A 24,247-nucleotide genomic window follows, 5' to 3' on the forward strand; every position below is an offset into this window, starting at 1 on the left:
GTTCACGCTCTGCACTGGCGCCGGCGCTCGTCCACGGCCGAATTAGACAATCGTCCGACTAGTGAGCGGCATCCGCATCTCCGACGCGCCGCAGCCGCCGCCGGGCTCCCTCGACAGCGCCGTCGAGCTTGTCGCGCAAGACATTCACCACGATGGCGGGCGCGTCGGCCGGACGCCGGGCCAGCCATGTCAGGGCCCGCAGCCGTCCGTCGCTGGCCTTGACGTCGAGCACGCGCCGAAGCGCGAGCTTGCGCTGCACGTTGACCGCCTGCGCCTTGAGCGCGCTCTTCTCTTCCGGCGACAGGCCGGGCAAGGACCTGAGGGCCGCGCACGCCGCGCTGAAATCGGCGAGCACCTCGGTCTTGTGCGTTCCGCTCAGGGAGTCGGCCTTCCGTACGGCGATATAACCCTTGGCGGGCGTGATGATGAACTCCGCGCCCAGGGCCAGGGCGGTGGCGTAGAACACGTAGTCCTCGCCCAGGCGCAGCTCCTTCGGGTAGCGCAACCCGTGGCGCTCGAGGAAGCTGCGGCGGATGAGCGGCTTCAGGAAGCCGAGCTCCCGCCGCTGGCGCGAGCGCCGCGACACGTTCCCCCGAGCGAAACGTTCCAGACTGAGACGGCTGGTCTGCGACCAGCCGGCCAGGCGGCCCTGCACCTGCAAGGGCGCGCTTTCAAGCGTGAAGGCCAGGTCGTCGGCGACGAAGTCGGCGCCGCCAAGCTCGTGCAGCAGAGCGCCAAGGCGGCCGGGCAGCATCAGGTCGTCGGCGTCGAGAATGGCGATGAAGCCGCCGCGCGCCTCGTCGAGCGCGCGGTTGCGCGCCGCGGCCGGACCTTCGTTGACGGCCAGCGGAATGACGCGGACCTTGGCCGGATCGCGCGCCACGGCGATCGCCGCGGTCTGGTCGCTCGAAGCGTCGCTGACGACGATCACTTCCAGCGTCTCGGGCTGGGCCAGGGCGGAATCGACGGCCCGCGCGATGGTTTCCTCGGCGTTGTAGGCGGCGATGACCACCGACACCTGGGGCAGAGGCGTGGGCGCGGGAAGCTGCGCGGCGGCGGGAGCGCCCGCGTCAGCGGCCTCCTCGGAACTCGCCAGGGATTGGGTCATCGACCAGTGGGCCCCTGCAAGGCGGCGCGCGGCGGCTGGCTTTTCGACCTTGGCGAACGCACGTCCTCATACCTCCAACAGGGCGCCGACGCCCCGCAGGCCGTCAGCCGCCGACGATGCATCCCAGGGGCCGGCGGCGCGGGGCATATCATCGTTCGTGCAAACTTGGCGCCATGGGTCGGCTACAATCCAAGTCCTACACCTAAGAGGCGGATATTTCCTGACTCTCACCCAGGATTCTCCTTTCAGGAGAATCCGCGTCGCGTCTTCGGCGCGCCTATCATCAAGCGACGGAAAGCGGCGAGGTAGAACTGGTCTGTTTTCGGCAAGGCGGGCAATCATAGCCGGATGCTTCGCCAGTCCAATCTTCTACGCGTGACGGCCCGCCAGGCTCTCGTCCTTTGCCTGGCCGTGGCGGGGGCGCTGTCCGCCGCGCCGGCCGCGCTCGCGGCGGCGAAGGACGAAGACCCGCGGGCCGGCAGGACGCTGACCTTCTCCGACGACTTCAACAGCCTCAGCCTCTTCAAGGACGGCCGGGGCGTCTGGACGCCGCGCTTCCGGTACGCCGGGCCCAACGAGCTGGGCAGCCGCACCCTGCCCGCCAACGGCGAAAAGCAGGTCTACGTGGACCCCGACCTGGCCGGCCAGGCCAAGGCCCCGCTGGGGCTCAACCCTTTCCGGATCGAGGACGGAAAGCTCATCATCCGCGCCCAGAAGACCCCTCGCGGCATGGCGCGCTACCTCTGGCGGTTCCGCTACACCTCCGGGCTGCTGACCAGCCTGGACAGCTTTCACCAGAAGTACGGCTACTTCGAGATCAGGGCGCGCCTGCCGAAGGGCGCCGGGCTCTGGCCCGCCTTCTGGCTCCTGCCGGTCAGCGGCGCCTGGCCGCCGGAAATCGACGTCTTCGAGGTGCTCGGCCAGGACCCGACGACGGTCCACCAGACGGTGCACTGGACGCAGGACCAGGAGCACAAGAGCCAACACGCCGCCGTGCAGGTCGCCGACACGTCCGACGGCTTCCACACCTTCGGCGTCGATTGGAACAGCCGCACCATCCGCTGGTACGTGGACGGCCATCAGACCGCCGAAGCCCCGACCCCGAGCGACCTGGACGAGCCGGTCTACCTGCTGATCAACCTCGCCGTCGGCGGCTATTGGCCGGGCAAGGTCGCGCGGGGCGCGCTGCCGGCCGAAATGGCGATCGACTATGTGCGGGTCTACAGCCCCAAGAACTAGGACGCCGGAAGACCTAGGACGCCAGACGCCCTAGGCGGCCGGTCCCGCGTCGAGGCCCGCGCGCCAGCTCATCGGATCGCCCATGCGTTCGCGGGAGATGATCTTGTAGGAGGTGCGCGACAGCTTCAGCACCCGCGAGTCCAGGTTGTCGAGCACCAGGACGCCGTGATCGGTGTTCAAGAGCAGGACCGCGTGGGTCTGGCGCCGGGGCGTCTCGACCAGAGCGATCGACATCATCTTCAGGCTGAAGCCCGACTTCCGCAGCTCGCTGCGCTTTTGCAGGACGAAGTCCTCGCAGTCGCCCTCGCCGCCGCCGCCCGGCGCCAGGGGCAGCGTCCAGCGATCGGGAACGCCGAACGCCTCCAGGTCGGTGGCCGGCCGAATCCGCCAGTTGACGTCGCGGTTGACGCGCTTGATTTCCTGGAAGGCCGAGGAGCTGAGCTGCGTCGGCGCGGCTTCAGCCTCGATGGCTTCCTCTTCGCGAAGGTTCCGCGCCGAGCGGGCCATGTCGGGCCGCTGCAGGGCGCTCGGCGCCCGCAGGCTGGCCGACGGCCGCGAGAAGACCCCTTCCCAATAGGCCGCGAGCACCGGCCGCTGGAGGATGCGCCCGTAGCCGACCCGCAGCGGCTGGTCGCCGCACTCTTCCGGATAGTCGACGCAGAAGCCGAGGAAACCGGGCGGCGCGGGCGCCTCCTCGGCGTCCAGCGGCCCCAGCAGCTCCACCTGCGGCGCATGCGTCAGCGCCTCCTGCGGATCGGGAACGACCACGCTGGAGCTCGCGACAATCAGCTGAAGGGCTGCGAGGAGGGCTGACATCGATTCAGACCCTGCCGCTCGGATGTTTCACTATGTTTAATGCGGTGCGGCGGACGCCCGCCAAAGCCCAAGATTGCGCCGACGCGCCCTCGCGCGCCGCCGACGCCCCGGCCCCACGGCGCAACTCAGACCTCTGTTCCGCCCAGGGCGAACACATCTGCGATCAACCATGACACCAGGTGGCCTGACCGTCCCGCACGGCTGGCTCTGTGAATCACTCTAGCGGCGATATGCGACGTGGTTAATTCAAAATGCCGACGTCGCTGAAAAGCCTGGCCGGCGCCTGACTTTTGCTCGCTCCCGACGCCGGCGCCGAGGCGCGGGCGAGCGGCGGGCGCGGCGGGCCGGGCTGGCAGCGTTCTTGCTGCCTTCACCGCGACGCCCTATCGCCTGTGTCGAACAGACGCCCAGGCCAACCCGCGTCTGCAGCTCAAGGACGCCGGCCAGCGCGATGAAGGACATGACCGTTTCCGCTTCAGCCAAGCGCCCGGCCCTGTCGGTGATCATGGCCAACTACAACGGCGCCGCCTATCTGGCGGCGGCCGCGCGCTCGGTGCTCGCCCAGACGATGGCCGACCTGGAGCTGATCATCTCCGACGACGCGTCCGGCGACGACAGCCTGAAGATCGCCGGGGAACTGGCCAGGCGGGACCCTCGCGTGCGGGTGATCTCGACGGCGGTCAACCGGGGCCCGGCCGGCGCGCGCAACGCCGCCCTGCAGGTCGCGACCGGCGAATGGATCGCCATCGTCGACAGCGACGACCTGATCCATCCCGAGCGCTTCGAGCGCCTGATCGCGCTCGCCGAATCCGCTGAGGCGGAGATCGTCGCCGACGACCTGCTGATCTTCCAGGACGACGGCCTGAAGCCGCCAACGACGCTGCTGAACGGCGCGTGGGCCGAGCGCGACCGCTGGACGCCGCTGGAGACCTACATCGAGCAGAACAGGCTCTATGGCCGCGGGCCGACCCTGGGCTACCTCAAGCCGGTCATCCGACGCCGGGCCATCGAGCACGCCGGGGCGGCCTACAACCCCGACCTGCGCATCGCCGAGGACTACGACTTCATCCTGCGCCTGATGCTTGGCGGCGCGCGGATGCTGCTGACGCCGCAACTTCTCTATCACTATCGGAAGTACCCCTCGTCGATCTCGCACCGCCTGTCCGAGGCGATCCTGCAGCAGATGCTGCAGGCCGACGACGCGCTCGCCGACAAGACGCGCAAGCTCGGGCCGGGGCCGCAGCGGGCCGTCGCGCGCCGGCGCGCCAGCATCGTCCGGGCGCTGGAGTTCGAGCGGCTGGTCGCCGCCATCAAGGGCCGGTCGCCAGCGAAGGCCGCCCGCGCGGTCGCGGCGCGGCCGAGCATCCTGGCGCTCCTGGCGCGCGCCGCCAGCGAGCGGATGATGCGCGGCTTCGCGCGCAAACGCGCGGCGAGCGCGGATCCGGCGCAGGTGGTCTTCCTGTCGCGCCAACGGATCACCGACGCGGCGTCGGGCAGCTCGGCCTATCTCCTGGCCGCCGCCCAGGCCTTCAAGAGCCAGGGCAAGACCCTGAAGTTCGTGGGCGTCTCTTCGGCCGCCTTCGGCCGCACGCCCTGGATGCGCCTCGGTCCGGCCACGGACGTCTTCGATTCCGTCGCGGTGAACGGCTCCGTCGCCCTTGGCCGCTGGCGGATCACCACCAGGGCGCAGGTCTATCTGGGCGCGGCGATCGGCATGATCGACCGCGTCGCCCGGCGAACGGGGCTGATCAAGCGGTCATTCGCCAAGCCCGCGCCCTACTCCGTGTCGGCGCCCTTCACGCGGAACGACCAGCTCTTCGTCGCCAGGCGGACGGGCGGCGCGGAGGTCCTGGTCGCCGACTACTGCTACCTGACCGAAACCTTGCCGTTCGCGCTCAGCCCCGGCGCCCGGTCGGCCGTGCTGGTCCACGACGTCTTTTCCACGCGCACCGCGCAGTTCGAGAAGCTCAAGACGTCGGATTCCGTCGACGCCCTCTCGGCGGCCGAGGAAGATCGGATGCTGGCCCGCGCCGACGTCGTCGCCGCCATCCAGAAGGACGAAGCCGCGCTCCTGAAGTCACGCCTCGGCGACAAGCCGGTCGTGACGGCGCCCTTCCCCGCCGCCCTGGTCGCCGAAGCCCAGCCCGGCGAGGACGGCGCGCTGCTCTTCATCGGCTCGGCCGCGGCCCCGAACGTCGACGGTCTGAAGTGGTTCCTCGACGAATGCTGGCCGGACCTGATCGCATCGCGGCCCGGACTGAAGCTCGACGTGGTCGGCGCGGTCTGCGACCAGATCCAGTCGCCGCCGCAGGGCGTGATCCTGCACGGCCGCGCGCCGGACCTGGCCGGCTACTACGCCCGCGCCGGGGTCGTGATCTCGCCGCTGCGGGCGGGATCGGGCCTGAAGATCAAGCTGATCGAGGCGATGGGCCGCGGCAAGGCGATGGTCTGCACCTCGACCACGCGGCAGGGCGTCGCCGACGAGACCGCCGGCTGCGTCGTCGAAGCCGACGCGGCCGGGGACTTCAGCAAGGCGGTGCTGCGACTGGCCGATGCGCGCGAGGCGCGGCGGGATCTCGGCGCCAAGGCCCTCGAAGCGGCTCGCGATCATTTCTCGGCCGAGGCCTGCTTCGGCGACATGGCGGCCGCGCTGGGCGTCGCCCCCGGGGCCGAGCGACGGCGGGCGGGCGAGGCGGCCGTGCTCGCCGGCTAGGCCGGAACACTTTTCTCCCCTCTCCTCAGGCGAACCCGCTTCCTGCGCCGTTAACGATTGTTATGGTCCGCCCGGCTGGTGATTTTCCGGGGGCGCCGACGTGCGCAGCGTCGCCATTGTGATGAGCATCCTCCCGGGCCAGCCAGGCACCGGCAAGGACGTCGTCTTTGACGCCGTGATCAGCGATCTTTCGGCCGCCCTGGGCCTGACGGACGGCGTGCTGATCGTGCTCGGCCAGACCAAGCCGAAGCCGGAATGGGTCTTCCAGCGCGGGGCGCGATGGCGGGTGATCGAGCTGAAGGCGCCCTCGCCCCTAGCCGCCTTCGGATTCGTCCTGTGGCGGCTGCTGACCGGCAAGCCGGCGACGCTCTCCCAGACGCTGTTCCTGTCGCCGGGCGTCGTGCGCCGCATCAACCGGATCCTGAGCGACGCCGCCGTCGAACTGACTGTCTTCGACACGATCCGCACCTTCGACGAGGCGATAGCCCCCGACCGCCGCCGGGTGGTGTTCCTGGACGATCTCTTCAGCGAGCGCTTCGCCGAGCGCGCCGGCCAGCCGCGGCTCCGCGGCGAGAAGGTGCTGGGCAGGTACGCGGACGCGGCGCGGTTCTGGAGCCGGCTGCTTTCGCCGGCCTGGGCGGCCCGGACGGCCATGCGCGTGGAAGCCAGGCTCTGCCGCCTGAAGGAGCGCGCCGTCGCCAAGGTCGCCTCGGCCTGCGTTCTGCTCAATGAAAACGAACAGGCCGAACTGGCCCGCCGGGCGGGCGTGTCGGTCCACAGCTACATCCCGCGGCTGTCCGCCTACGCCGGCGGCTCCGCCAGCGCCGGCGTCGACGGCAAGTGGCTGTTCGTCGGCGCGCTGGACTATGCGCCCAACGCCGAGGCGATGATCTGGTTCATCGACAACGTCCTGCCGCACTACCGGCGGGCGGGGGGCCTGCGGCCCCTGCGCGTGATCGGCCGCAACTGCGCGCCGGAGCTGGCCAGCCGCCTGGCGGTGGCGGGGGTGGAGCACGTGGGCTTCGTCGAGGACCTGGCCAAGGAGTACGCCGGCGCCGCGGGCGTGCTCATCCCGATCCAGAGCGGCTCGGGCGTGAAGATCAAGGCGCTGGAGGCGATGTCGACCGGCCGTTGGACCGTCGGCACGCCGCGCGCCTACGACGGCCTGGGCGCCCTGCCGCCGAACGCGCTGTCGGCGGAGGAGCCCGCCGCGTTCGCCAGGGCGATGCTGGACGTGGAGACCCTGGATCCCGCCGCCGAAGCGGAGACCTCCAGCGGCTGGTTCGAGGCCCGGTTCGGCCCCGAGCGGCTGGACAGGCTGCGCACGATCGTGGCCGACGACGGCCAGGTCGGCGCCTAGGCCGCCGCCCTAGACCTCGGTGCGCACCGGCTGGCCGGCGGGGTCCGGCGCCAGCCCCTTCAGGACGTCAGGCCGCCGGGTCAGGACCTGGACCTGGAAGCCCAGTCCCCAGGCCAGGTGCATCACCACCAGCGCCGCCGCCGAGGACATCGCGCAGACGCTGCGCCGGCGAACGCCGATCGAAAGCCCGATCAGGGCGCAGGCGGTCAGCCACACCGCCGCGGGCAAGGCGGCCAGCGGGAACCACGGCGCGGCCAGGGCCATCAGCACCGCCACCGGCACCAGCAGCGGCAGCATCTGGCGCACGCGCAGCGGGGCCCGGTGACGCATCACCGTGCGCGCGCGTCCCCGCCCATAGGCGAAATACTGCTTGAACAGAGCCCCCAGGTCCCTGCGCGGGATGTAGCTGATCTGCAGGTCGCCCTGGAGCCAGATCTTCGCGCCCGCCTTGACCAGCCGATGATCGAGCTCGGCGTCTTCGTTGTGGGTGTAGGTGGCGTCATAGCCGCCGACCTGGCGGAACTTGGTCAGGTCGAACAGGGCGTGGTGGCCGTGCTCGACCCAGCGGCTGCGGCCGGGGTGGCGGTGCGCCGCCCCGCCCGTGCCGAAGCGGGAATTCTGCGCCGCGGCGATGCCGAGCTGCAGGCAGCCCGAGCCGACCGTCGCCATGGGCACCACCACGCTGTCGGCGCCGCGCTCCAGCGCCGCGCGGATGAGGCGGGAGATGTAGTTCTTCGGATAGACCGAGTGGGCGTCGAGCCGCACCAGCCAGCGGAAGTCCTCGCCGAAGCGCTCGACGGCGATGTTCGTCGCCGCGCTCTGGTAGCGGCCGGGATTGTCCAGCAGGGCGACGCGTCCGGGCCATTGCTCCTCGTAGCGGCGCACGATCGGTCGGGTCAGGTCGGCGCTGCCGCCGTCGGAGACCACGACGAAGCAGCGCTCCTCCTGGTCGTCGCTGAGGAGCCTGTCCAACACGCCGGCGATCGTGCGCTCCTCATTGAGGCACGGAATGACCACCAGGACGTCTTTTCCTTCAAATCTCATGGCGTCTCGCATCCTGCATTGATCTGGCCGAGCGCTTCAACAAGTCCGTCGGCGTCGGCCTGGCCGGCGACCAGTTGATCGCGCGGAATGGCCTGAAGCGCCGCCGTCTGACGCACGTATGCATCCGGCGTGAGCTCGGCGAAAAAGGTCTTCAGGGCGGGCAGGACATCATCGGGAAGAAGCACGCCCGCCCCCCGCTTTTCAAGCCAGCGCCCGGTCTCGACCGAGGCCAGCGCCAGCGGCGGCGCGCCGAAGGCGCCGCCCTCGTAGAGCCTGTTCGGCAACAGCCAGGAAGAGTTCAGCCCTTCCTCGAAGAAGTCGATCGCCCAGGTGAAATGGACCTGGCCGTAGAGCCGGCCGAGGTCCTCCGGCCCATAGGGCCCGACGAATGTGACGCCCGGGTGCGCGGCGAGCACGCCCTGCATGTCCGCGATCTCGGTCTCGGCGACGCGGCCGGCGATGAGCACCTCGACCCGCGGGCCGAGCGCGTCGGCAAGCTCGCACAGAATCCGAAGGCTCCTGGCGCAGCGGATCATGCCGAACCAGCCGATCCGCCAAGGGGGCCCGGCGGGCGGGCGCGGCGGCGGCGGCTCCGCGGGCGCGAGCGGCTTGTTCTCGACGAGCAGGTGCGGCGCGCTCAGGCCCTGGCGCGCGGCGAGGTATTGGCTGACGAAGGCCGGCGAAGTGGTGATGACCAGGTCGCTGCGCTTCAGCAAGAAGCGCTCCCAGGCGCGCAGGACGCGTCCGGCCAGCCCGTCCGAGAGCAGCAGCCGGTGAATGTCCACGCACTCGTAGACGAGCGCCCGGCGGCCGCCCAGGGCGACCTTGGCCGCCCAGGCGAGGGTGAGCAGCTCCAGGCTGCGGGCGACGAAGACCTCGTCGTTCTTGAAGCGCCTGGCCCAGATCGGCGCCGTCAGCGCGCGCCAGACCACCAGGCCGGCGCGCTTGGCCAGGGCCGCGTCGGCCGTGCGCCCAAGATCCAGCACCGGCGCTCCGTCTACCTGGCCGCGGACCTGCGCGCGCCGGCGGAACCCCGCCACGTCGACCCGCGCGCCGCCAGCGAGGAGCATGTGCACGCGCTTGGCGACGGAGGCGTCCCAGACATCATGCACGAAATAGGCGACGGACAGGGGCGACATTGAACGTTCGGCTCCGGGACGCACGATGCTGGCGCATGCAACGGGCGGGCCAGCGGCCGCCGATCCTGCCGGAGCCGCCACGCCGATGTCTCGCCTTAAGGCAGGCGCCCCGTGCCGTCGCGGCGGCGCACCCCGCCGCAACGCAAGGGCCACGCCTAGGCCAGAACTCTACCGCAGCGCAGCATTGCAGCCCCTATAAGGTGCAAACATACACCCAGACACGCATATCGTGCATTCGACGCTCATACGCGTCCCAGACCGGGCCTTCGCGGCGGCGACCACCCTGGGTCGCCCGCGATGCATGCGCTCGCCTGCGTAGCGATCGACCGAGACCGCGAATCAGCGTTATGCCACACTATGTTGATTCCATGCGCCTTTGGCCCTCAGCAATGCTTCAGCTTGCATCGCCGCCCGTTCGGTCAATGCGACTTTTTGCTCGCCGATGACGCGAAAATGGTGGCTGGCCCGAAACTCGCAGGGTAAACCAAGCGCTAACGAACGGGGCTGAATCGTGTACTTATACGACACGAAGAACATCATCAGCGATGGTGCTGCAACGCAGCACGCCAAGCTCGAAAATGTGACAGCTTCGACGGCCCGCCTGTCCCAGCCGCCCTTCTCGGTTTCGCGGGTTCTCGACATCGTAATCGCCCTGGTCGTGCTGGTGTTCATGGCCCCGGCGATGCTGCTGATCGCGCTTCTGGTGAAGATCCAGGACGGCGGCCCGGCGGTGTTTCGCCAGACCCGCATCGGCTACGGCGGCCGCAGCTTCAAGTGCCTGAAGTTCCGCACCATGGTGGTCGACGCCGAGGCCAGACTGCAGGCGCTGCTCGAGAGCGACCCCAGGGCCCGGCGCGAATGGGCCTGCGACCAGAAGCTGCGCAGCGATCCGCGCATCACCGCGCTCGGCAGCTTCCTGCGCAAGTCGAGCCTGGACGAGCTGCCGCAGTTGTTCAACGTGCTGCGCGGCGAAATGAGCCTGGTCGGCCCCCGTCCGATCGTGACGGACGAGGCGGCCAAGTACGGACGCTGGTTCGGCCGCTACTGCGCGGTCCGGCCGGGCGTGACCGGCCTTTGGCAGATCAGCGGCCGCAATGATGTCAGCTATCGCCAGCGCGTGGCCTATGACGTGGCCTTCACGCGCCTGCAGTCGACACAGCTCTATCTGCGCATCCTCGTCGCCACGATCCCGGCGGTCTTTGTGAGACACGGCTCCTACTAGGCACCGGGTCGAGCGATGCAGAGCTTGACCACGCCAGGGCTGAAGGGCGGTTCGCCGCGGGCCCGTTCCTGACCGCCCTTGCTCGATCTGGGCGTTGATCGCCACGCCGCCCGGTGTCGGAGCGCGCCCCGCGTTAGTCGCGAACCGGGCCCCGGGCTCGCTCCACGACGCCGTAAGTTCTTGCTTTTACTCGTTTCCAAGCGGGGCTATGACCCGCCCTGAGCCAATGAAGCGATCTGAACACTCTTCCAAGCGCCACCGGCTGCTGGGCGGCGAGGTCGACGCGGTCACGCCCGCCGAAGTGCTGAGCTTCACCGCCCGGCGGATCGAAGGCGCCCAGGGCGCGATCGTCGCCAATCACAACCTCCACAGCCTGGCGCTGATGAAGCTCAATCCGCGCATGCGGGACTTCTACGCGCGCGCGGATCTGATCGAGATCGACTCGCGCCCGTTGATCGCCTGGGGGCGCCTGTTGGGACGCGACCTCGGCGCCCGGCACCGCTGCACCTATCTGGACTGGCGCGACGCCTTCTGGACAATGGCGCAGGACCGCGGGTGGCGGGTCTTCTACCTGGGCGGCGAGCCCGGCGTCGCCGAGCGGGCCGCAGAGAAGATCCAGGCGCGAAGCCCCGGCCTCGCGCTGGCGACCCACCACGGCTATTTCGACCACCGGCCGGGCTCGGCCGGGACCGCGCGGGTGCTGCAGGCGATCCGGGCGTTCGCGCCGGACGTCATCTTCGTCGGCATGGGCATGCCGATCCAGGAACAGTGGATCGAGGAGAACCAGGCGTCGCTCCGGGGCGTGATCTTCCCGGTCGGCGCGGCGTTCGACTATGAGGCCGGGGCGCAGAGCGCGTGCCCGCGCTGGCTGGGCCGGGCGGGGCTCGAATGGCTGTATCGTTTCGCGACCCAGCCGAGGCGCCTGTTCCACCGCTACTTCGTCGAGCCCTGGAGCCTGGCGCCCGAGGCGTTGGGGGACCTGCGCGATCGCCTGATCGGCGCGGAACGGCCGCGCGAGCTGTGGCGCCGGCGCGGCCGGCACGCGGCGCTGCTGGCGCGCCGGGTGCTGCACTAGCCTCCGCCCCGGCTAGACGAACTTGCCGTCGCTCTCGGCGGCCCAGGCGCGGAGCGCCGTCTCGAGATTGGACGAGAACCTGTAGTTCCGGCTCAGGAGCCATTGCGGGACGATGCGGGTCGACTGGACCAGCTTGATCACCCGGTCCCGATGGATGGGATTGGAGAGCCCCAGGGCGTTGGCCGCCTCGAACATCATGGCCGCGGCGTAGAGCAGCGGGGCCGGCACCGTGGCCGGCTGCGCCGGCGTGCCGCTGACCCGGGCGAAGGTTCTGACGATCTCCTCGGTCGTCGCCTCGTCCGGATAGGCGAAGTTGTAGAGCACGAAGGTTTCGGGATCGGCCAGGGCGAAGGCGATCGTATCGAGCAGTTCGTCGACGTAGCCGCCGCTCTTCACCGTGTCTCGCCGGCCGGGATAGAGGAACAGGCCCCTGCGCAGGGCCCGCGCCAGGTGGGTGTAGTTGCCGCGCTCGCCCGGCCCGAACACCACGCCGGGACGCACCACGACGAGCTTTCGGCCGTCGCGCTCCTCCAGCCATCGCTGGTGGACCAGCTCGGCCATGTGCTTGGAGCGCCCATAGTCGGAGATCGGCCTGAGCGGCGAGGCCTCGGTGATGCGCTTTTCGCAGGGGCCGTAGACGGAAATCGAGCTGGTGAACACGATCGTGCCCACCCCGGCCTCGTCGGCGAGCCTGGCCGCATGCAGCGCGCCGGGGACGTTGGTGTCGTAATATTCGTGAGGCTCGTGGCCCGGCGTGCGGTGCACGGCCGCCAGGTTGTAGATGACCGACGCGCCGGCCGCGTCGATCCCGTCCAGCGGCTCGCGCACGTCGGCCTCGACATAATCCACGCCCGCCACCCGGTCGCGCGGAGGGACGACGTCGACGGCGACGACCCGCCGTCCCGCCTGGGACAGGCGCGCGACCAGACGGGTGCCGATAAACCCGCTCGCCCCCAACACGACATCCTTGGGCGTCGTCGGCATGGCCGATCGCCCGGATGCGCCCGCCGTCAAACAAGCCGTCATGCTCTCCAGCCTGGATTGGACGCAATCGCGACTCGCGCCCGCGCGAAACAGCAACGCCACACGCGCCAAACGAAAAATGCACGCAAAAAATGAATATTGATGCTCAGAACGTCACTTACCCGCGCGGCGAAGCCGGCGCGTGTTCAAGCATAACTTCACTGCCACAGTATAGTCTCTATTCGTATATTTGACTATCAGGGCGTGTCGGTGGGCCGCCGCTGCCGAGCCGGCCGGGGCTTGCTTTGACGAAGATTCCGCCGCGGGCGCGCCGAGGGGCCGACGCCCTGCTGGGTGAGGCCGGCTTCCGGGCGGAACTGGACGAAGTCCTTTCGCCGCTCCTCGGCCGTCGCCGCCGGAGTCACGCGCTGCTGCACCAGTCCGCGGCTCACCCTCTGGCGCGTCAGGCCCGCCTTTGTCCGCGCGGACGCCCGAGCCAGCACCGGCCCGGTCTCGTTGCCGTAGAGCGCGCCGCACACGGTCAGGAACAACAGGGTCGCCAGGATGCTGAACTGGGTCAGCATCACGCTTTCCACCGGCGTTCGCACGAGCAGGGCCATGTAGACGCCCGCGATGAAGGGCAGTTCGCTGCTCTGGGTGCGCAGCAGCCTGACGCCCAGGGCCGCGAGCGTGGCCAGGTTCATCAGCACGAACGTGATGATGCCCGCATAGCCGAGATCGACGCCGGCCTCGAGATACTGGTTGTGGAAGTTGAAGCCGGAGCGGCCGGGAATGCCGTACATCCGCCAAAGCCCTTCGGCCTCGAGCGAACCCTGCCGCCAGAAGGCGCCGTACCCATGCCCGGCGATCGGCTTCTCGGCGATGTACTGGCCGGCGCGCTGCCACAGATAGGTCCGGCCGGTCAGGGTGGAGTCCTTGCCCAGCACGTCCTCGCTGAACTCGCTGGCCTCGGAGGCCAGGATCGACTGGGCCATCAGCCCGACGGGAACCAGGAGAAGCGCGCCAGCGAGCACCACCACCCGCACGGACCGCGGCGCGCTCTGGTAGAAGCGCACGGCGATCATCGCGATCCCGCCCAGGAACGTGCCGATATAGGCGCCCGCCGATTGGGCGAGGAACAGGACCAGGACGCCGAACGCGATGCCGCCGATCGCGGCCGGCTTGAAGATCCGCGGGAAGGCGCTGTCGAGGGTGATCGCAAGGCTCGACAGGACAAGAACGCTGGCGATGAAGGCCATCATGTTCTTGCTTTCCGCCACCCCGGCCAGGGCGTGGCCGGCGGCGATGCCCTGGGCGCCCAGGATCACGCCGACGCCGCAGGCCATGAACGCGGCGGCGAACAGCGCGCTGATGAACGTGCGAAGCGGGACGGTTCTATAGATCACGACGGCGAGGCCGGCCGTCAGCAGGAACTGCAGGGAAAGCCTGAAGGTGATGGCCGGAGCCTCGGACCAGAGCGTCGAGGCCAGGGCCAGGATCGGATAGGCGAGCACGGGCGTCGCCTTGGCCACCCGCAGCATCAGCGATTGCGGCAGCGACAAGAAATAAGCCGCGCCGGCCGCCAGCATGATCAAGGCGCCGATCGTCTGCAGCATCGCGATGAACAGCAGCGACGTGCAGATGGCGAACATGATCAGCCACTGCGCCTGGCGCGTGCGCATGAAGCTGAAGCCGCTCCAGTGCAGGGACTCGTCGGGAGTGTGGGTCATGAACCGCTTGGGGCGTTGCTAGGCCGGGCTTGAGGGCACAATAGGACCGGCGTTCGGGCTTCACCAGCGCCCGCCGTCCGGCGTCCGCCGATCAATAGGCGCCGTGGCGCAGGAAGACCGCCGGGATCGTCTTCCAGATGATCTTCAGGTCCAGGCGGATGCAGCGGTAGCGCACATAGGCCACGTCCATGACCACGCGCTCGCGATAGGTGACCGCGTTGCGCCCGCCGACCTGCCAGAGGCCGGTCAGGCCCGGCCGGGCCTCGCAGTAGCGTTTGAAGTGGCGGCCGTAGCGCACGATCTCGGCTTCGACGATCGGGCGCGGACCGACCAGGGCCATCTCGCCCTTGATGATGTTGATGAGTTGCGGCAGTTCGTCGAGGCTCGACTTGCGCAGGAAGCGGCCGATGGCGGTGATGCGCGGGTCCTCGCGCAGCTTGTGGTCGCGCTCCCACTCGGCCCTGGCCACCGGATCGCGGGCCAGGAGCTTGCGAAGCTGCTCTTCGGCGTCCACGGCCATGGTGCGGAACTTCAGGCACTTGAACGGCCGCCCGCCCTGCCCCACGCGCGTCTGCGCGAAGAACACGGGGCCGCCGTCGGACAGCTTCACCAAGAGGGCGATCAGGATGAAGACCGGCGCAAAGAAGATCAGCCCGCCCACCGATGCGGCGAGGTCGATCGCCCGGGTCACCCGGTCCTGAAGTGCACTCGCTGGCCGTCTCATAACGCCTCCATCCCACGGCCGCCCCAATTCTGGACGGCTGGCCGATCGTGGAAGCGTCAATGCAGGTTGCGCGCCACGCGGGCGCGGAGCGGTCGCGGCGCTGGCTGGAGGAGATCGAACCTAGAAGACGGCGCGGCCGACCGAGACGATCGCGGCCCAGGTGGCGGCGCTGGCGCCGATGGCCGCCAGCAGGCCCCAGTTGAAGCTGACCGGCTGGCGCTGAGCCTTGCGCCTGGATCGGCTGCGGATCTGGAGGTCGGCGTAGGCCACGAAGGATTCTCCTGGGACTTGCGAATTCGCCGCCGGGACGGCGATCGCCCGGTCAGTCTCGCGCTCGCAGTGGAAAGGAACCCTTGCCAAACATGCTTAACGGCGCCCGGCGCCGCGCGGCGGCCCCTGGACGGGACAGCCGGCCGATCAGCAAAGGTGGTGAGGCCGCGCCCGGTTCAGGCGACCAACAGCCAGTCGCCCGTGAGGCTGGACATGGACACGCCGGCCAGCACCACTTCGGACGCGCCGCCGGCCAGGTAGATGATGGTGTCCGAGCCGCTCTGCTCGACGCTGTAGGAGACGCCCGCGTCGATCACCACGCGGTCGCCTTCGGCGCGGGAGAAGTCGGTGATGTAGTCGATGCCCGAGTCAGCGGAGGCGTGGAAGGTGTCCGCGCCCGCCCCGCCGGAAATGGTGTCGTTCCCACGGTCGCCGGACAGCCAGTCGTCGCCGCGATCGCCGGAGATGCTGTCGTTGTCCTTGCCGCCGCGGATCGTGTCGTTCCCGCTGCCGCCGCCCAAGGTGTCCGCGCCGAGGTTGCCGAGCACCACGTCGGAGCCGCTGTCGCCGTAGAGCAGGTCGTTGTCCTTGCCCCCGACGACCCAGTCGTCGCCGGCCTCGCCGTGCACGGTGTCGGCGCCGGCGTTGCCGTTGATGTCGTCGAAGCCGTCGCCGCCGTTGATCACGTCGGCGCCGTCTCCGCCGCGCAGATGGTCGTTCATCGACCCGCCGGTGATGGTGTCGTCGCCCCCGGCGCCGTCGATGCTGTTGGCCGCCACGCTCGCGCCGGTCAGGACGTCGTCGCCCTCGGTTCCCGCCTCGGGCGAGGCCGAGCCGGTTCCGCCCGTGGAGCCGGAGCTGGAGCTGGAGCCGGACGATCCTCCGCCGGCGTAGACGTGGACGTAGTCCACCTGCAGCGTGGCGGGAAACTGGGTCGAGGCGTTCGGGCTTCCCGGCCAGTAGCCGCCGACGGCCAGGTTGATGATCATGTACATCGGCGAATGCATGTCCGCCGGCGTGGCGATCTGCCCGATCTTCGAGCCGTCGAAGTAGAAGGTGATGTAGTCGGATTCCCAGTCCACGCCGTAGGTGTGGAAGCTGGTCGACAGGTTCGAAGTCTGGACCGGGATCGTCTCGGAGGTGTGCGAGCCGGTCTCTTCAGTGTGGACGCTGGCGTAGTACTTGGTGACGTCCTGGCCCAGGTTCTCCATGACGTCGATTTCCGGCGGCCAGGAACCGTCCTCGGGCAGCAGCCAGAACGCCGGCCACAGGCCCTGCCCCGCCGGCAGCTTCGCGCTGATCTCGAAATAGCCGTAGAGCTGCGAGAAGCTGTGCCAAGTGTTGAGCATACCAGAGGTGTACTGGTAGCCATTGATGATCGACGAGATATCGCTGGAGGCGTGATCCGCCTGGATCGACAGGATGCCGTTGTTGACCGACCAGGGATTTACCGAAGAGGTCGGGGCGTAGTTGTCATTGATGTACCATTCCTGCTCGCCGTTGCTGTCCAGCGTGCCGCCCTTGCTGGTCGGATAAAGACCCCACTCGTCGTTGTACCACCAGTTGGTGGACCAGGTTCCCGACGAGCCGTTCCAGATGCTGAGCTGGTTGAACTCGTCGCTGAAGGTGAGTTGTGCAGTTCCCGCAAGGTTGTTTGGATCAATCGCCACGTCGCAGCTCCGGCCAAGCGCCCCCGAGGCCCGCGCGCCGCGCCCTCCCGCCGAGGCCGCCGACACATGCGTTAATATTGCAGAAACCATGTCTTCAGCGACATGATCACCGCAACACCGACCCTCATGAAATACTGTGGTCGAAAGATGTCCCAAATATGATCAATAAAGTACTACGAATCGCGGCCAACCTGGACCGTAGCGGCGTCTTCGCGGGTCTCGAATGCAGCAAAATTATGGTTTATGGCGCATTAATACATTGAGCCGGGTAGAGTCATAAGGTCGCAACCGCCGCCCGCGCACACGGCGGCCAAGCGCCAGGCGGCCGGAACAGGCCGGGCTCGGCAAGAACAAACATGCGAACGCACATGCGATTTACATGCAAATTAAAGCATAGGAGGAGACTACTTCTCCAGTTCGCGCGGCTGAACTAGAACTATTCCGCTCGCGCTGGGCGGTCTGGGAACAAAGCATGCGCAATCAAGGCTCCGCATCGCCGGGCCCCGTTTACCATTACCCGCTCGACGCCATACGTCTTGCTTCGGCCCTCTTGGTCGCGGGGTTCCACCTCGGCTTCTATTCCTGGGCGAGCGAATATTCTTCGACGGCCCGGGCGTTGCGAGGCGCCGCGGCCTTTCCCTGGGCCCTGCCCTGGACATGGTTCGGCTTCGTCGGCGTGGAGATCTTCTTCGTGATCTCGGGCTTCGTCATCGCCAACTCTGCACGCGGGGCCAGCCCTGGCCGTTTCGTCGAGGGACGGGCGCTGCGGCTTCTGCCGGCCGCCTGGATCTGCGCGACGATCACCCTGCTTGCGCGCGCCGGCCTGGGCGGCGACGCCCTGGGCGGCCTCGCCGCGCCCTACGCCCGGTCGATGACGCTCTGGCTGAGCGGGCCATGGATCGACGGCGTCTATTGGTCGCTCGCCGTGGAGATCGTCTTCTACGCGCTGGTCGCGCTGCTCCTGATCCTGGGGCGCTTCGCGCTGCTGCCGAAGGTGGCCTGGGCCCTGACGGGCGCCGCCGGCGCGTTCATTCTTCTGGACCGCGCGCCGCAGCTCCACGCCCATGCGGTCTGGCGCGCGATCGAAGCGCACGCCGATGTTCTGCTGCTGGAGCACGGCGCCTTCTTCGCGATCGGCATATGGCTCTGGCTCTAGAGCGAGCGGCGGCTGAAGCCCAGGGACGGCTTGGGACTGGCGCTCGCGCTCTGCATCGGCGCGCGTGAGATCCTGAACCGCGGCGGGGATCTGGTGCGCCTCGAGGCGCCCGCCGCCGCCGGGCAGCCGATATGGGCGCCGCTGCTGATCTGGCTGGCCGTCGTGGCGGCCCTGTTCCTCTTCACCCGGCGCCCGGCCGCCTTCACCCCCGGCGCGCCCTGGGTGCGCACGACCCTTCGCCGGCTGGGGATGGCCACCTATCCGCTCTACCTCGTGCACGACATCGTCGGCGCGCTGACCATTCGCCGGCTCGTCGAGGCGGGCGTGGCGCCTTGGCTGGCGCTGAGCCTGGCGCTCGCCCTCGTCGTCGGCCTGAGCTTCGTGGTGGCGCTGCTCGTCGAGCCGGCCGTGCGGCGCGGCCTCAGGTTCGCCCTGGAGCGCGCGGCCAGGGCGGTGTCGAAGGCGGGCGTCCGGCGCCTGGACCGCAGCGGGCCGACCTAGCGCCCGATCAGCAGGGCCCGTCCGAGCACCGCGCGCCTCGATGCAGGCTGGCTTCGCGCCGTTCCTGCATGATCCGCTCGCGCTCGAGCGGCGAAGACCGCGCGTAGGTGTCCTCGTCCTCGGGCGTCACCTGCAGCGCCATCACCCGGAGGTTGGCGTCGCCGAGGCTCGGCGAGGGCGCCGGCGACGTCAGCTCCAGGCGAACGCCGGAGACCATCGAAATGGACACCAGGGTGAGAATCGCGAAGCTTGTGGTCATCACCACGATGACGATGCCCTGGCGGTGATGGTGCAGCCAACGTCGTGTCTGGCGCCAACTGAGAATCATCATCCGTCCCGCAACCTGAGCCATGACGGCTCGCCCCCCGCCGCGCACCGCGCGGCGATGATTATGGTTAACAACACGTAACGATTATGACGGGCGATTCATGCGCAATCGCCCCGCGGGCGATCAACCTAAAGCAGCGGTTGCGCGACCCACAATCAGCCGGCGCGGTTCGGCGGCCGCCGTCCGGGGCGTTCAGCCCCGTGTCTGGCCGCGGGGATCACTGGCGCTGCAACTGCGCCCACGCCGCGACGATGTGATAGAGCGAGCTGGCCGGCGCGCTCTCCTGGGTGAAGGCGCCGTCGGCGGTCAGGGTGTCGTACCAGGCGCCCAGGGCCGGCGTATCCAGGTAGCGGTGCAGCGCCTGGGCCGCGGCCACCACGTGCATTTCGCCCGCGCCGAGCAGCAGCGTGGCCTTCAGATACTCCGTCTGCGGCCAGAGGCGCGCATTGGGGTCGCGCACGCTGAAATCGTCCCACAGCGCGTTCACCGCCACGCCGAGATCCGGGTCGACGCCACGCAGGCCGGCGGCCAGCAGCCGCCGCGCGGCGGCCGCGGCTCGCGGCACGCCCAGCCGGCCGCATCGCTCCAGGAGCCAGGCCCACTCGAACTGATGGCCCGGCTCGATGAAGCGGCCCTCGTCGCCGCCGGCGGGCGTCCAGTCCTCATTGAAGGCCTCGCGGATGAAGCCGGCCTTGCGGTCGATGAACCGGTCGAGCGCGAGTTCGACGATCTCGGCGGCGAGGGTCTCCCACTCCCGGCCGCCGCCTGCCTCGATCCAGGCCAGCGAGGCTTCCAGCAGATGCATGTGCGCGTTGGCCTGGAAGGGCCTGGCGCCGGTTTCGCGGAAGCCGCCGGCCGGATGGCGCAGCGCCTCGAGCGCCTTGCGCAGCGCCTCGGCCTCGCCCGCCAGGTCGCGCCCTTCCGGATCGGCGCGCTTGAGCGTGGCCATCGCCAGCAGGGCGAAGGCCTGGTCGTAGAGCGCCGCGGTCTCGTCCAGCGGCTCACCGCCGGCCGACACCAGGGTGCGGAAGAGCCCGTCCGGCCGGCGATAGCGCTCCAGGAAATAGTCCATCCCGTGCCAGGCGGCCTGCCGCCAGGGGCCGACCCAGCCCATCATCCCCGCGGTGGCGAAGACGAAGGCCTGGCGGGTCTGCACCCGCGCGCGCCGCGGCGCCGACACCGGCTCGCCGCTCAGGGTCAGGGCCTCGCGGAATCCGCCGTGTTCGTGGTCGGCGCCCAGGCTCCACCACAGCGGCAGGGCGTTGGTCTTGATCCAGTGATCGAACCAGCCGGCCGCGCCGGCCACGTCCTTGAAGGGCGAGCGGGGCGCCAGGGTTTCGCGCCGCTCGGCCCGCAGGCGGTCGACGAGCGTCTTCACGCTCTGACTGGAGGCCATGTCGCAGACCAGCACATGCTCGCCCTCGGCGATCACGGCGATGTCGCGCGCCCCGACGACCTCGATCTGCAGCCCCTCGGGCGCGCGGGCCAGACAGTTGCGGGCCTCGACGAAGACGGCCTCGCCGCGCGCGGCGTTGCCCTGCATGTCCTTCAGGCTGGCGGCCCAGACCGCGTCCCAGGCGCCCAGGTCCGACCAGGCGAAGCCGGCCCGCAGCACCGCGGCCCGGTCGGTCTTTTCCATGACCGCGTAGTCGATGGAGATCTTCGGCGCCGCCCTGAAGGCTTCGCCCAGGATCAGCGAGCCGTTGGCGTGGGCCTCGGCGACGCCGGCGCAGGCGGCCCGCGCGACGTCGGGCGCCAGCCGCTCGAGCTCTTCGAGCAGCGTCGCCGCGCGCACGACGAAGTTGCCGCTGTTCCACAGGTAGCCCTCGGCGATGTAGCGCTGGGCGGTGACCGCGTCCGGCTTCTCGACGAAGGCCTTCACCTTGGAGACCGCGCCCAGCGCCTCGCCCGGCGCGATGTAGCCGTAGGCGGTCGAGGGTTCGCGCGGCGCCACGCCCAGGGTGACGATCAGGCCGTCGCGCGCACTCTCGGCGGCCAGTTCGACCGCCGAGCGGAACGCCCGCGCGTCGGGCACATGGTGGTCGGCCGAGACGACGACGGCGACGCCCTGCGGGTCGCGCGCGGCTATGAAGGCGCAGGCCGCCGCCATCGCCGGCGCCGAATCCCGCGGCTCCGGCTCCAGCAGGATATCGGCCTTCACGCCGATCTCGGCGAGCTGGCTGGCGATCACCTCGCCGTGGGCGACGCCGGCCACGACGACGATGCGCGCCGCGTCCTTCAGGTCGCGGATGCGAAGCACGGTTTCCTGGAAGGTCGAGCGTTCGCCGGCCAGGGGGATGAACTGCTTGGGCTTGGCCGCTCGCGACGCGGGCCAAAGGCGCGTGCCCGATCCGCCGCACATGATCACCGGGAAGACCGCCATGCCCAACTCTTCTCCCCTTCCGCGCCTGCATCGCCCGACAGCGGGCGCGCCAACGGCGAAAATGCAGCCCTACGCGCGCCATGCTAGCTGCGCCAGAGCAGGATCGCCCAGGCGCCGTTCGCCTCGGCCTGCAAGTTTCGGCCCAACGCCGCACTCAGGCCGCCCGCGCCCGCCCCGTGAATAGCAGACCGGTTGCGACCCTTCTTTAGCGCCGGACGCAGGTCCGTCGCCGCCCGCGTTCCGGCGGCCCGCCGGCGAAGCCGCGACCGCTCCCGCGCGGATGACTCCATCCCCCCGAGCCCCTAGAAGCGGTGCGGGCGCACCGAGCGCCGGGGCCGCGATCAGGTGCGCTGGGAGATGGACGAGGTCGATTGCGTGGTCATCGGCGCCGGGGTGGTGGGCCTGGCCGTCGCCCGAGCGCTCAGCCTGATGGGCTACGAGACCATCGTCGCCGAGGCCGAGGAGCAGTTCGGAACCGGGATCAGCGCGCGCAACAGCGAGGTGATCCACGCCGGCATCTATTATCCGCAGGGCTCGCTGAAAGCGCGCTACTGCGTGGCCGGGCGCGCGGCGCTCTACGCCTTCTGCGAAAGCCGGGGGGTGGCGCACCGGCGCTGCGGCAAGCTGATCGTCGCCACCGGCGAGGAGCAGGTTCCGGCGCTCGAGGCCCTGGCCGAGGCCGGCCGCCGCAACGGCGTGGACGACCTGCGCCCGCTCACCGCCGCCGAGGCCCGCGCCCTGGAGCCGGAGCTGGCCTGCGTGGCCGCCGTTCTCTCGCCGTCCACGGGGCTGATCGATTCCCACGGCCTGATGTCCGCCCTGCTGGGCGAGGCCGAGGACCATGGCGCGGTGCTGGCCCGCGGCGCGGCCTTCACCGGCGGCGAGGCGATGGCCGGCGGCGGCCTTTCCCTGCGCTTCGCCCAAGAGGACTTCGCGCTGCGCGCGCGGCTGGTGGTCAACGCCGCGGGGCTCGGGGCGCCGGACGTGGCCCGCCGGATCGACGGCCTTGCGCCGGAACACGCGCCGAAGGCGTACTACGCCAAGGGCTCCTACTTCTCGCTGGCCAGCCGCTCGCCGTTCTCGCGCCTGGTCTATCCCATTCCCGAGCCCGGGGGCCTGGGCGTGCACCTGACCCTGGACCTGGGCGGCGCGGCCCGGTTCGGCCCGGACGTGCAGTGGATCGAGGCGCCCGACTATGCGGTCGAGCCGCGCAGGGCCGACCACTTCTACGGCGAGATCCGCCGCTACTGGCCGGGCCTGGCCGACGGCGCCCTGGTTCCCGCCTACGCCGGCGTCAGGCCCAAGATCACCGGACCGGGCGAGCCCGCCGCCGATTTCCGCATCGATGGGCCGCAGGCGCACGGGGTGGCCGGCCTGATCAACCTGTTCGGCATCGAATCCCCCGGCCTGACCTCGAGCCTGGCCATCGCCGGAGCGGTCGCCGGCCTGGCCCGCGACGCCCTGGGCTGACGCCCCGGAGCGCCTACTTCGTCCGGCTGCGCGCCAAGGTCGTCGTCACGCGCCTCACCGGACCAAGGCCGCGCCAACGCGCCGACAGGGCGTAGCCCCGATCCCGCCCAGGCTCCTCGATGAAGGCGTAGGTCAGCGCGGCGACGATGATGATCAAGCCGAGCATGCAGACCAGGTAGAGGTCTCCCTGGACGACGTCGGCGCCCCAGAAGCGGGCGTCCGGCGCCGCGCCGACGCGCGGGCCCGTCAGCGCCCAGCCCGTCCTGGCCTGCAGCGACAGGACGCAGCGGTCCACCAGGAAGATCAGCACCACGTGGACCATGTAGATCGAGTAGGACAGCTTGCCCAAGGCCAGGAACGGCCGCGCCCGCAGGAGGCGGGAGACGAGCCCGGCCTCCAGGGCGAAGACGTAGACGATCAGGGCGAAGAGGATCGAGGCGACCCAGCGCGCCTCGTGCGCCGTCCAGATGAAGGCCGCGCAGGCGAGGACCGCGCCGATCTCCAGCGCCGTCGCCGAGGCCGGGTTTCGCGCAAGGCGCTGGCGCAGCGCGCCCGCGCCGGCGAAGGCCTGGCGGACCAGCACGCCGATCCCGAAGCCGAAGACGCAGCGCAGGAACATGAACACCGGCGGCGAGTTCGCCGACATCGCGAAGATCGCGCCGATCGCCACGACAAGGGCCAGGGTGACGACCAGCGCCCGCCGGGCGGCGAAGGCCCAGATCAGCGCGAACAGCAGGTAGGTGTAGAACTCCGCGCTGATCGACCAGCTCGGGAAGTTCCAGGTGAAGTGGTCCTCGAAGCCGATCCCCTGCAGCAGCAGCAGGTTGGTGAAGATCGCCGAGAAATCGTAGATGTCGCCGTCGAACACGGCCCGCGGATCGAACTGCGAAAGCGGCAGGAGCACGCGGCTCACCGCCAGCGCCATCATCGCGGCCAGCGTCGCCAGGTGCAGCGGATAGATCCGGAACAGCCGGCGGATCGCGAACTTGACGACGCTGAAGCCCGCCGTCAGCCGGTCCTCATAGACCGTGGCGATGACGAAGCCGCTCAGGACGAAGAAGAAGTCCACGAACAGGTCAAAATTCAACACAGCCCTGGCGTCGGCCAGGCTCCAGTTCAGCGTCTGGTTCAGGTGGAAGACGGCCACCAGCAGCGCGCAAACGCCGCGCCACGAGTCCAGAACCTCGAACCGCTGGCCCACGACCGGATGCGCGGGCGCCCCAGGATGGGACGATCTGTGAAGCATGGCTGCTCCGTTTCTGGTTTGCGGCGCGCCCTGATCCGCCAAGCGTTGCGGGGCCTTTCGCCGTGCGATGCGACCGATTTCGCTCCTCGC

The 24,247-nt window shown here is 69.7% G+C and carries 21 protein-coding genes; 9 read left to right on the forward strand and 12 right to left on the reverse strand.

Annotated features, from left to right (window positions below; translation table 11 throughout):
- Positions 1–58: 58 nt before the first annotated feature.
- Positions 59–1,012 carry a glycosyltransferase family 2 protein gene (locus ACE3TA_RS17200; RefSeq protein WP_374575537.1) on the reverse strand — a complete coding sequence of 318 codons (954 nt, stop codon included), beginning with the start codon at positions 1,010–1,012 and terminating at the stop codon, positions 59–61.
- Between the two features lie 444 nt (positions 1,013–1,456).
- Between ACE3TA_RS17200 and ACE3TA_RS17205 the strand changes: the two genes are divergently transcribed.
- Positions 1,457–2,347, forward strand: a complete 891-nt coding sequence (locus ACE3TA_RS17205; protein ID WP_374575538.1) for a glycoside hydrolase family 16 protein — start codon at positions 1,457–1,459, stop codon at positions 2,345–2,347.
- Between the two features lie 30 nt (positions 2,348–2,377).
- On the opposite strand, the gene ACE3TA_RS17210 is transcribed toward ACE3TA_RS17205, so the two are convergent.
- A complete protein-coding gene (locus ACE3TA_RS17210; RefSeq protein ID WP_374575539.1) occupies positions 2,378–3,163 on the reverse strand; it encodes a transglutaminase-like cysteine peptidase in 786 nt (261 codons plus the stop codon).
- A gap of 460 nt (positions 3,164–3,623) precedes the next feature.
- Between ACE3TA_RS17210 and ACE3TA_RS17215 the strand changes: the two genes are divergently transcribed.
- The gene (locus tag ACE3TA_RS17215) at positions 3,624–5,876 is read left to right on the forward strand and encodes a glycosyltransferase (protein ID WP_374575540.1); all 2,253 of its coding nucleotides are present in this window, start codon (positions 3,624–3,626) and stop codon (positions 5,874–5,876) included.
- Positions 5,877–5,997: 121 nt separating this feature from the next.
- Positions 5,998–7,236, forward strand: a complete 1,239-nt coding sequence (locus ACE3TA_RS17220; RefSeq protein ID WP_374575541.1) for a glycosyltransferase family 4 protein — start codon at positions 5,998–6,000, stop codon at positions 7,234–7,236.
- 9 nt (positions 7,237–7,245) lie between these two features.
- Here the strand turns inward: ACE3TA_RS17220 and ACE3TA_RS17225 are convergent, their stop codons facing one another.
- Together ACE3TA_RS17225 and ACE3TA_RS17230 are read right to left on the reverse strand one after the other, a co-directional pair.
- Positions 7,246–8,280, reverse strand: coding sequence for a glycosyltransferase family 2 protein (locus ACE3TA_RS17225; protein WP_374575542.1), 1,035 nt, complete (start codon positions 8,278–8,280; stop codon positions 7,246–7,248).
- A complete protein-coding gene (locus ACE3TA_RS17230; protein WP_374575543.1) occupies positions 8,277–9,419 on the reverse strand; it encodes a glycosyltransferase in 1,143 nt (380 codons plus the stop codon). The genes ACE3TA_RS17225 and ACE3TA_RS17230 overlap by 4 nt, the downstream gene beginning before the upstream one ends.
- A gap of 580 nt (positions 9,420–9,999) precedes the next feature.
- On the opposite strand from ACE3TA_RS17230, the gene ACE3TA_RS17235 reads away from it, so the two are divergent.
- Positions 10,000–10,641, forward strand: a complete 642-nt coding sequence (locus ACE3TA_RS17235; protein ID WP_374575544.1) for a sugar transferase — start codon at positions 10,000–10,002, stop codon at positions 10,639–10,641.
- A 226-nt stretch (positions 10,642–10,867) separates the two neighbouring features.
- Positions 10,868–11,716 (forward strand): WecB/TagA/CpsF family glycosyltransferase, encoded by an 849-nt coding sequence (locus ACE3TA_RS17240; RefSeq protein ID WP_374575545.1) that lies wholly within the window; start codon positions 10,868–10,870, stop codon positions 11,714–11,716.
- 12 nt (positions 11,717–11,728) lie between these two features.
- On the opposite strand, the gene ACE3TA_RS17245 is transcribed toward ACE3TA_RS17240, so the two are convergent.
- Entirely contained in the window at positions 11,729–12,700 is a 972-nt protein-coding gene (locus ACE3TA_RS17245; RefSeq protein WP_374575546.1) for an NAD-dependent epimerase/dehydratase family protein, read from the reverse strand.
- On the opposite strand from ACE3TA_RS17245, the gene ACE3TA_RS17250 reads away from it, so the two are divergent.
- On the forward strand, positions 12,699–12,842 hold the full coding sequence (locus ACE3TA_RS17250) for a hypothetical protein (protein ID WP_374575547.1): 144 nt from the start codon (positions 12,699–12,701) through the stop codon (positions 12,840–12,842). The genes ACE3TA_RS17245 and ACE3TA_RS17250 overlap by 2 nt on opposite strands.
- A gap of 94 nt (positions 12,843–12,936) precedes the next feature.
- Here ACE3TA_RS17250 and ACE3TA_RS17255 read toward each other — a convergent pair whose 3' ends face one another.
- From ACE3TA_RS17255 to ACE3TA_RS17270, 4 genes are all read right to left on the reverse strand, one after another.
- Positions 12,937–14,409 carry an O-antigen ligase family protein gene (locus ACE3TA_RS17255; RefSeq protein WP_374575548.1) on the reverse strand — a complete coding sequence of 491 codons (1,473 nt, stop codon included), beginning with the start codon at positions 14,407–14,409 and terminating at the stop codon, positions 12,937–12,939.
- A gap of 91 nt (positions 14,410–14,500) precedes the next feature.
- The gene (locus ACE3TA_RS17260; protein WP_374575549.1) at positions 14,501–15,133 is read right to left on the reverse strand and encodes a sugar transferase; all 633 of its coding nucleotides are present in this window, start codon (positions 15,131–15,133) and stop codon (positions 14,501–14,503) included.
- Positions 15,134–15,253: 120 nt separating this feature from the next.
- Positions 15,254–15,403 (reverse strand): hypothetical protein, encoded by a 150-nt coding sequence (locus ACE3TA_RS17265; RefSeq protein ID WP_374575550.1) that lies wholly within the window; start codon positions 15,401–15,403, stop codon positions 15,254–15,256.
- A 176-nt stretch (positions 15,404–15,579) separates the two neighbouring features.
- Positions 15,580–17,073, reverse strand: coding sequence for a family 16 glycosylhydrolase (locus ACE3TA_RS17270; RefSeq protein ID WP_374575551.1), 1,494 nt, complete (start codon positions 17,071–17,073; stop codon positions 15,580–15,582).
- A 472-nt stretch (positions 17,074–17,545) separates the two neighbouring features.
- Between ACE3TA_RS17270 and ACE3TA_RS17275 the strand changes: the two genes are divergently transcribed.
- Positions 17,546–18,229, forward strand: coding sequence for an acyltransferase family protein (locus tag ACE3TA_RS17275; protein WP_374575552.1), 684 nt, complete (start codon positions 17,546–17,548; stop codon positions 18,227–18,229).
- A gap of 30 nt (positions 18,230–18,259) precedes the next feature.
- Positions 18,260–18,730 carry a hypothetical protein gene (locus ACE3TA_RS17280; protein ID WP_374575553.1) on the forward strand — a complete coding sequence of 157 codons (471 nt, stop codon included), beginning with the start codon at positions 18,260–18,262 and terminating at the stop codon, positions 18,728–18,730.
- 7 nt (positions 18,731–18,737) lie between these two features.
- Here ACE3TA_RS17280 and ACE3TA_RS17285 read toward each other — a convergent pair whose 3' ends face one another.
- A complete protein-coding gene (locus tag ACE3TA_RS17285) occupies positions 18,738–19,082 on the reverse strand; it encodes a hypothetical protein (protein WP_374575554.1) in 345 nt (114 codons plus the stop codon).
- A gap of 193 nt (positions 19,083–19,275) precedes the next feature.
- Positions 19,276–21,441 carry an AGE family epimerase/isomerase gene (locus ACE3TA_RS17290; RefSeq protein ID WP_374575555.1) on the reverse strand — a complete coding sequence of 722 codons (2,166 nt, stop codon included), beginning with the start codon at positions 21,439–21,441 and terminating at the stop codon, positions 19,276–19,278.
- 357 nt (positions 21,442–21,798) lie between these two features.
- Between ACE3TA_RS17290 and ACE3TA_RS17295 the strand changes: the two genes are divergently transcribed.
- Positions 21,799–22,911, forward strand: a complete 1,113-nt coding sequence (locus ACE3TA_RS17295; protein WP_374575556.1) for an NAD(P)/FAD-dependent oxidoreductase — start codon at positions 21,799–21,801, stop codon at positions 22,909–22,911.
- Between the two features lie 13 nt (positions 22,912–22,924).
- Here ACE3TA_RS17295 and ACE3TA_RS17300 read toward each other — a convergent pair whose 3' ends face one another.
- Positions 22,925–24,157, reverse strand: coding sequence for an acyltransferase family protein (locus ACE3TA_RS17300; protein WP_374575557.1), 1,233 nt, complete (start codon positions 24,155–24,157; stop codon positions 22,925–22,927).
- Positions 24,158–24,247 lie beyond the last annotated feature (90 nt).

The sequence above is a fragment of the Phenylobacterium sp. genome (assembly GCF_041916435.1).
In the GTDB taxonomy this organism is placed as follows: domain Bacteria; phylum Pseudomonadota; class Alphaproteobacteria; order Caulobacterales; family Caulobacteraceae; genus Phenylobacterium.

What these genes read in the sequence shown, in the direction of transcription:
- ACE3TA_RS17220 (WP_374575541.1), top strand. Translation starts at nt 5,998, where the DNA reads ATGAGCATCCTCCCGGGCCAGCCAGGCACCGGCAAGGACGTCGTCTTT.
- ACE3TA_RS17300 (WP_374575557.1), bottom strand. Translation starts at nt 24,157, where the DNA reads ATGCTTCACAGATCGTCCCATCCTGGGGCGCCCGCGCATCCGGTCGTG.
- ACE3TA_RS17225 (WP_374575542.1), bottom strand. Translation starts at nt 8,280, where the DNA reads ATGAGATTTGAAGGAAAAGACGTCCTGGTGGTCATTCCGTGCCTCAAT.
- ACE3TA_RS17255 (WP_374575548.1), bottom strand. Translation starts at nt 14,409, where the DNA reads ATGACCCACACTCCCGACGAGTCCCTGCACTGGAGCGGCTTCAGCTTC.
- ACE3TA_RS17295 (WP_374575556.1), top strand. Translation starts at nt 21,799, where the DNA reads ATGGACGAGGTCGATTGCGTGGTCATCGGCGCCGGGGTGGTGGGCCTG.
- ACE3TA_RS17250 (WP_374575547.1), top strand. Translation starts at nt 12,699, where the DNA reads ATGGCCGATCGCCCGGATGCGCCCGCCGTCAAACAAGCCGTCATGCTC.
- ACE3TA_RS17285 (WP_374575554.1), bottom strand. Translation starts at nt 19,082, where the DNA reads ATGGCTCAGGTTGCGGGACGGATGATGATTCTCAGTTGGCGCCAGACA.
- ACE3TA_RS17215 (WP_374575540.1), top strand. Translation starts at nt 3,624, where the DNA reads ATGACCGTTTCCGCTTCAGCCAAGCGCCCGGCCCTGTCGGTGATCATG.
- ACE3TA_RS17260 (WP_374575549.1), bottom strand. Translation starts at nt 15,133, where the DNA reads ATGAGACGGCCAGCGAGTGCACTTCAGGACCGGGTGACCCGGGCGATC.
- ACE3TA_RS17230 (WP_374575543.1), bottom strand. Translation starts at nt 9,419, where the DNA reads ATGTCGCCCCTGTCCGTCGCCTATTTCGTGCATGATGTCTGGGACGCC.
- ACE3TA_RS17290 (WP_374575555.1), bottom strand. Translation starts at nt 21,441, where the DNA reads ATGGCGGTCTTCCCGGTGATCATGTGCGGCGGATCGGGCACGCGCCTT.
- ACE3TA_RS17275 (WP_374575552.1), top strand. Translation starts at nt 17,546, where the DNA reads ATGCGCAATCAAGGCTCCGCATCGCCGGGCCCCGTTTACCATTACCCG.
- ACE3TA_RS17245 (WP_374575546.1), bottom strand. Translation starts at nt 12,700, where the DNA reads ATGCCGACGACGCCCAAGGATGTCGTGTTGGGGGCGAGCGGGTTTATC.
- ACE3TA_RS17210 (WP_374575539.1), bottom strand. Translation starts at nt 3,163, where the DNA reads ATGTCAGCCCTCCTCGCAGCCCTTCAGCTGATTGTCGCGAGCTCCAGC.
- ACE3TA_RS17240 (WP_374575545.1), top strand. Translation starts at nt 10,868, where the DNA reads ATGAAGCGATCTGAACACTCTTCCAAGCGCCACCGGCTGCTGGGCGGC.
- ACE3TA_RS17205 (WP_374575538.1), top strand. Translation starts at nt 1,457, where the DNA reads ATGCTTCGCCAGTCCAATCTTCTACGCGTGACGGCCCGCCAGGCTCTC.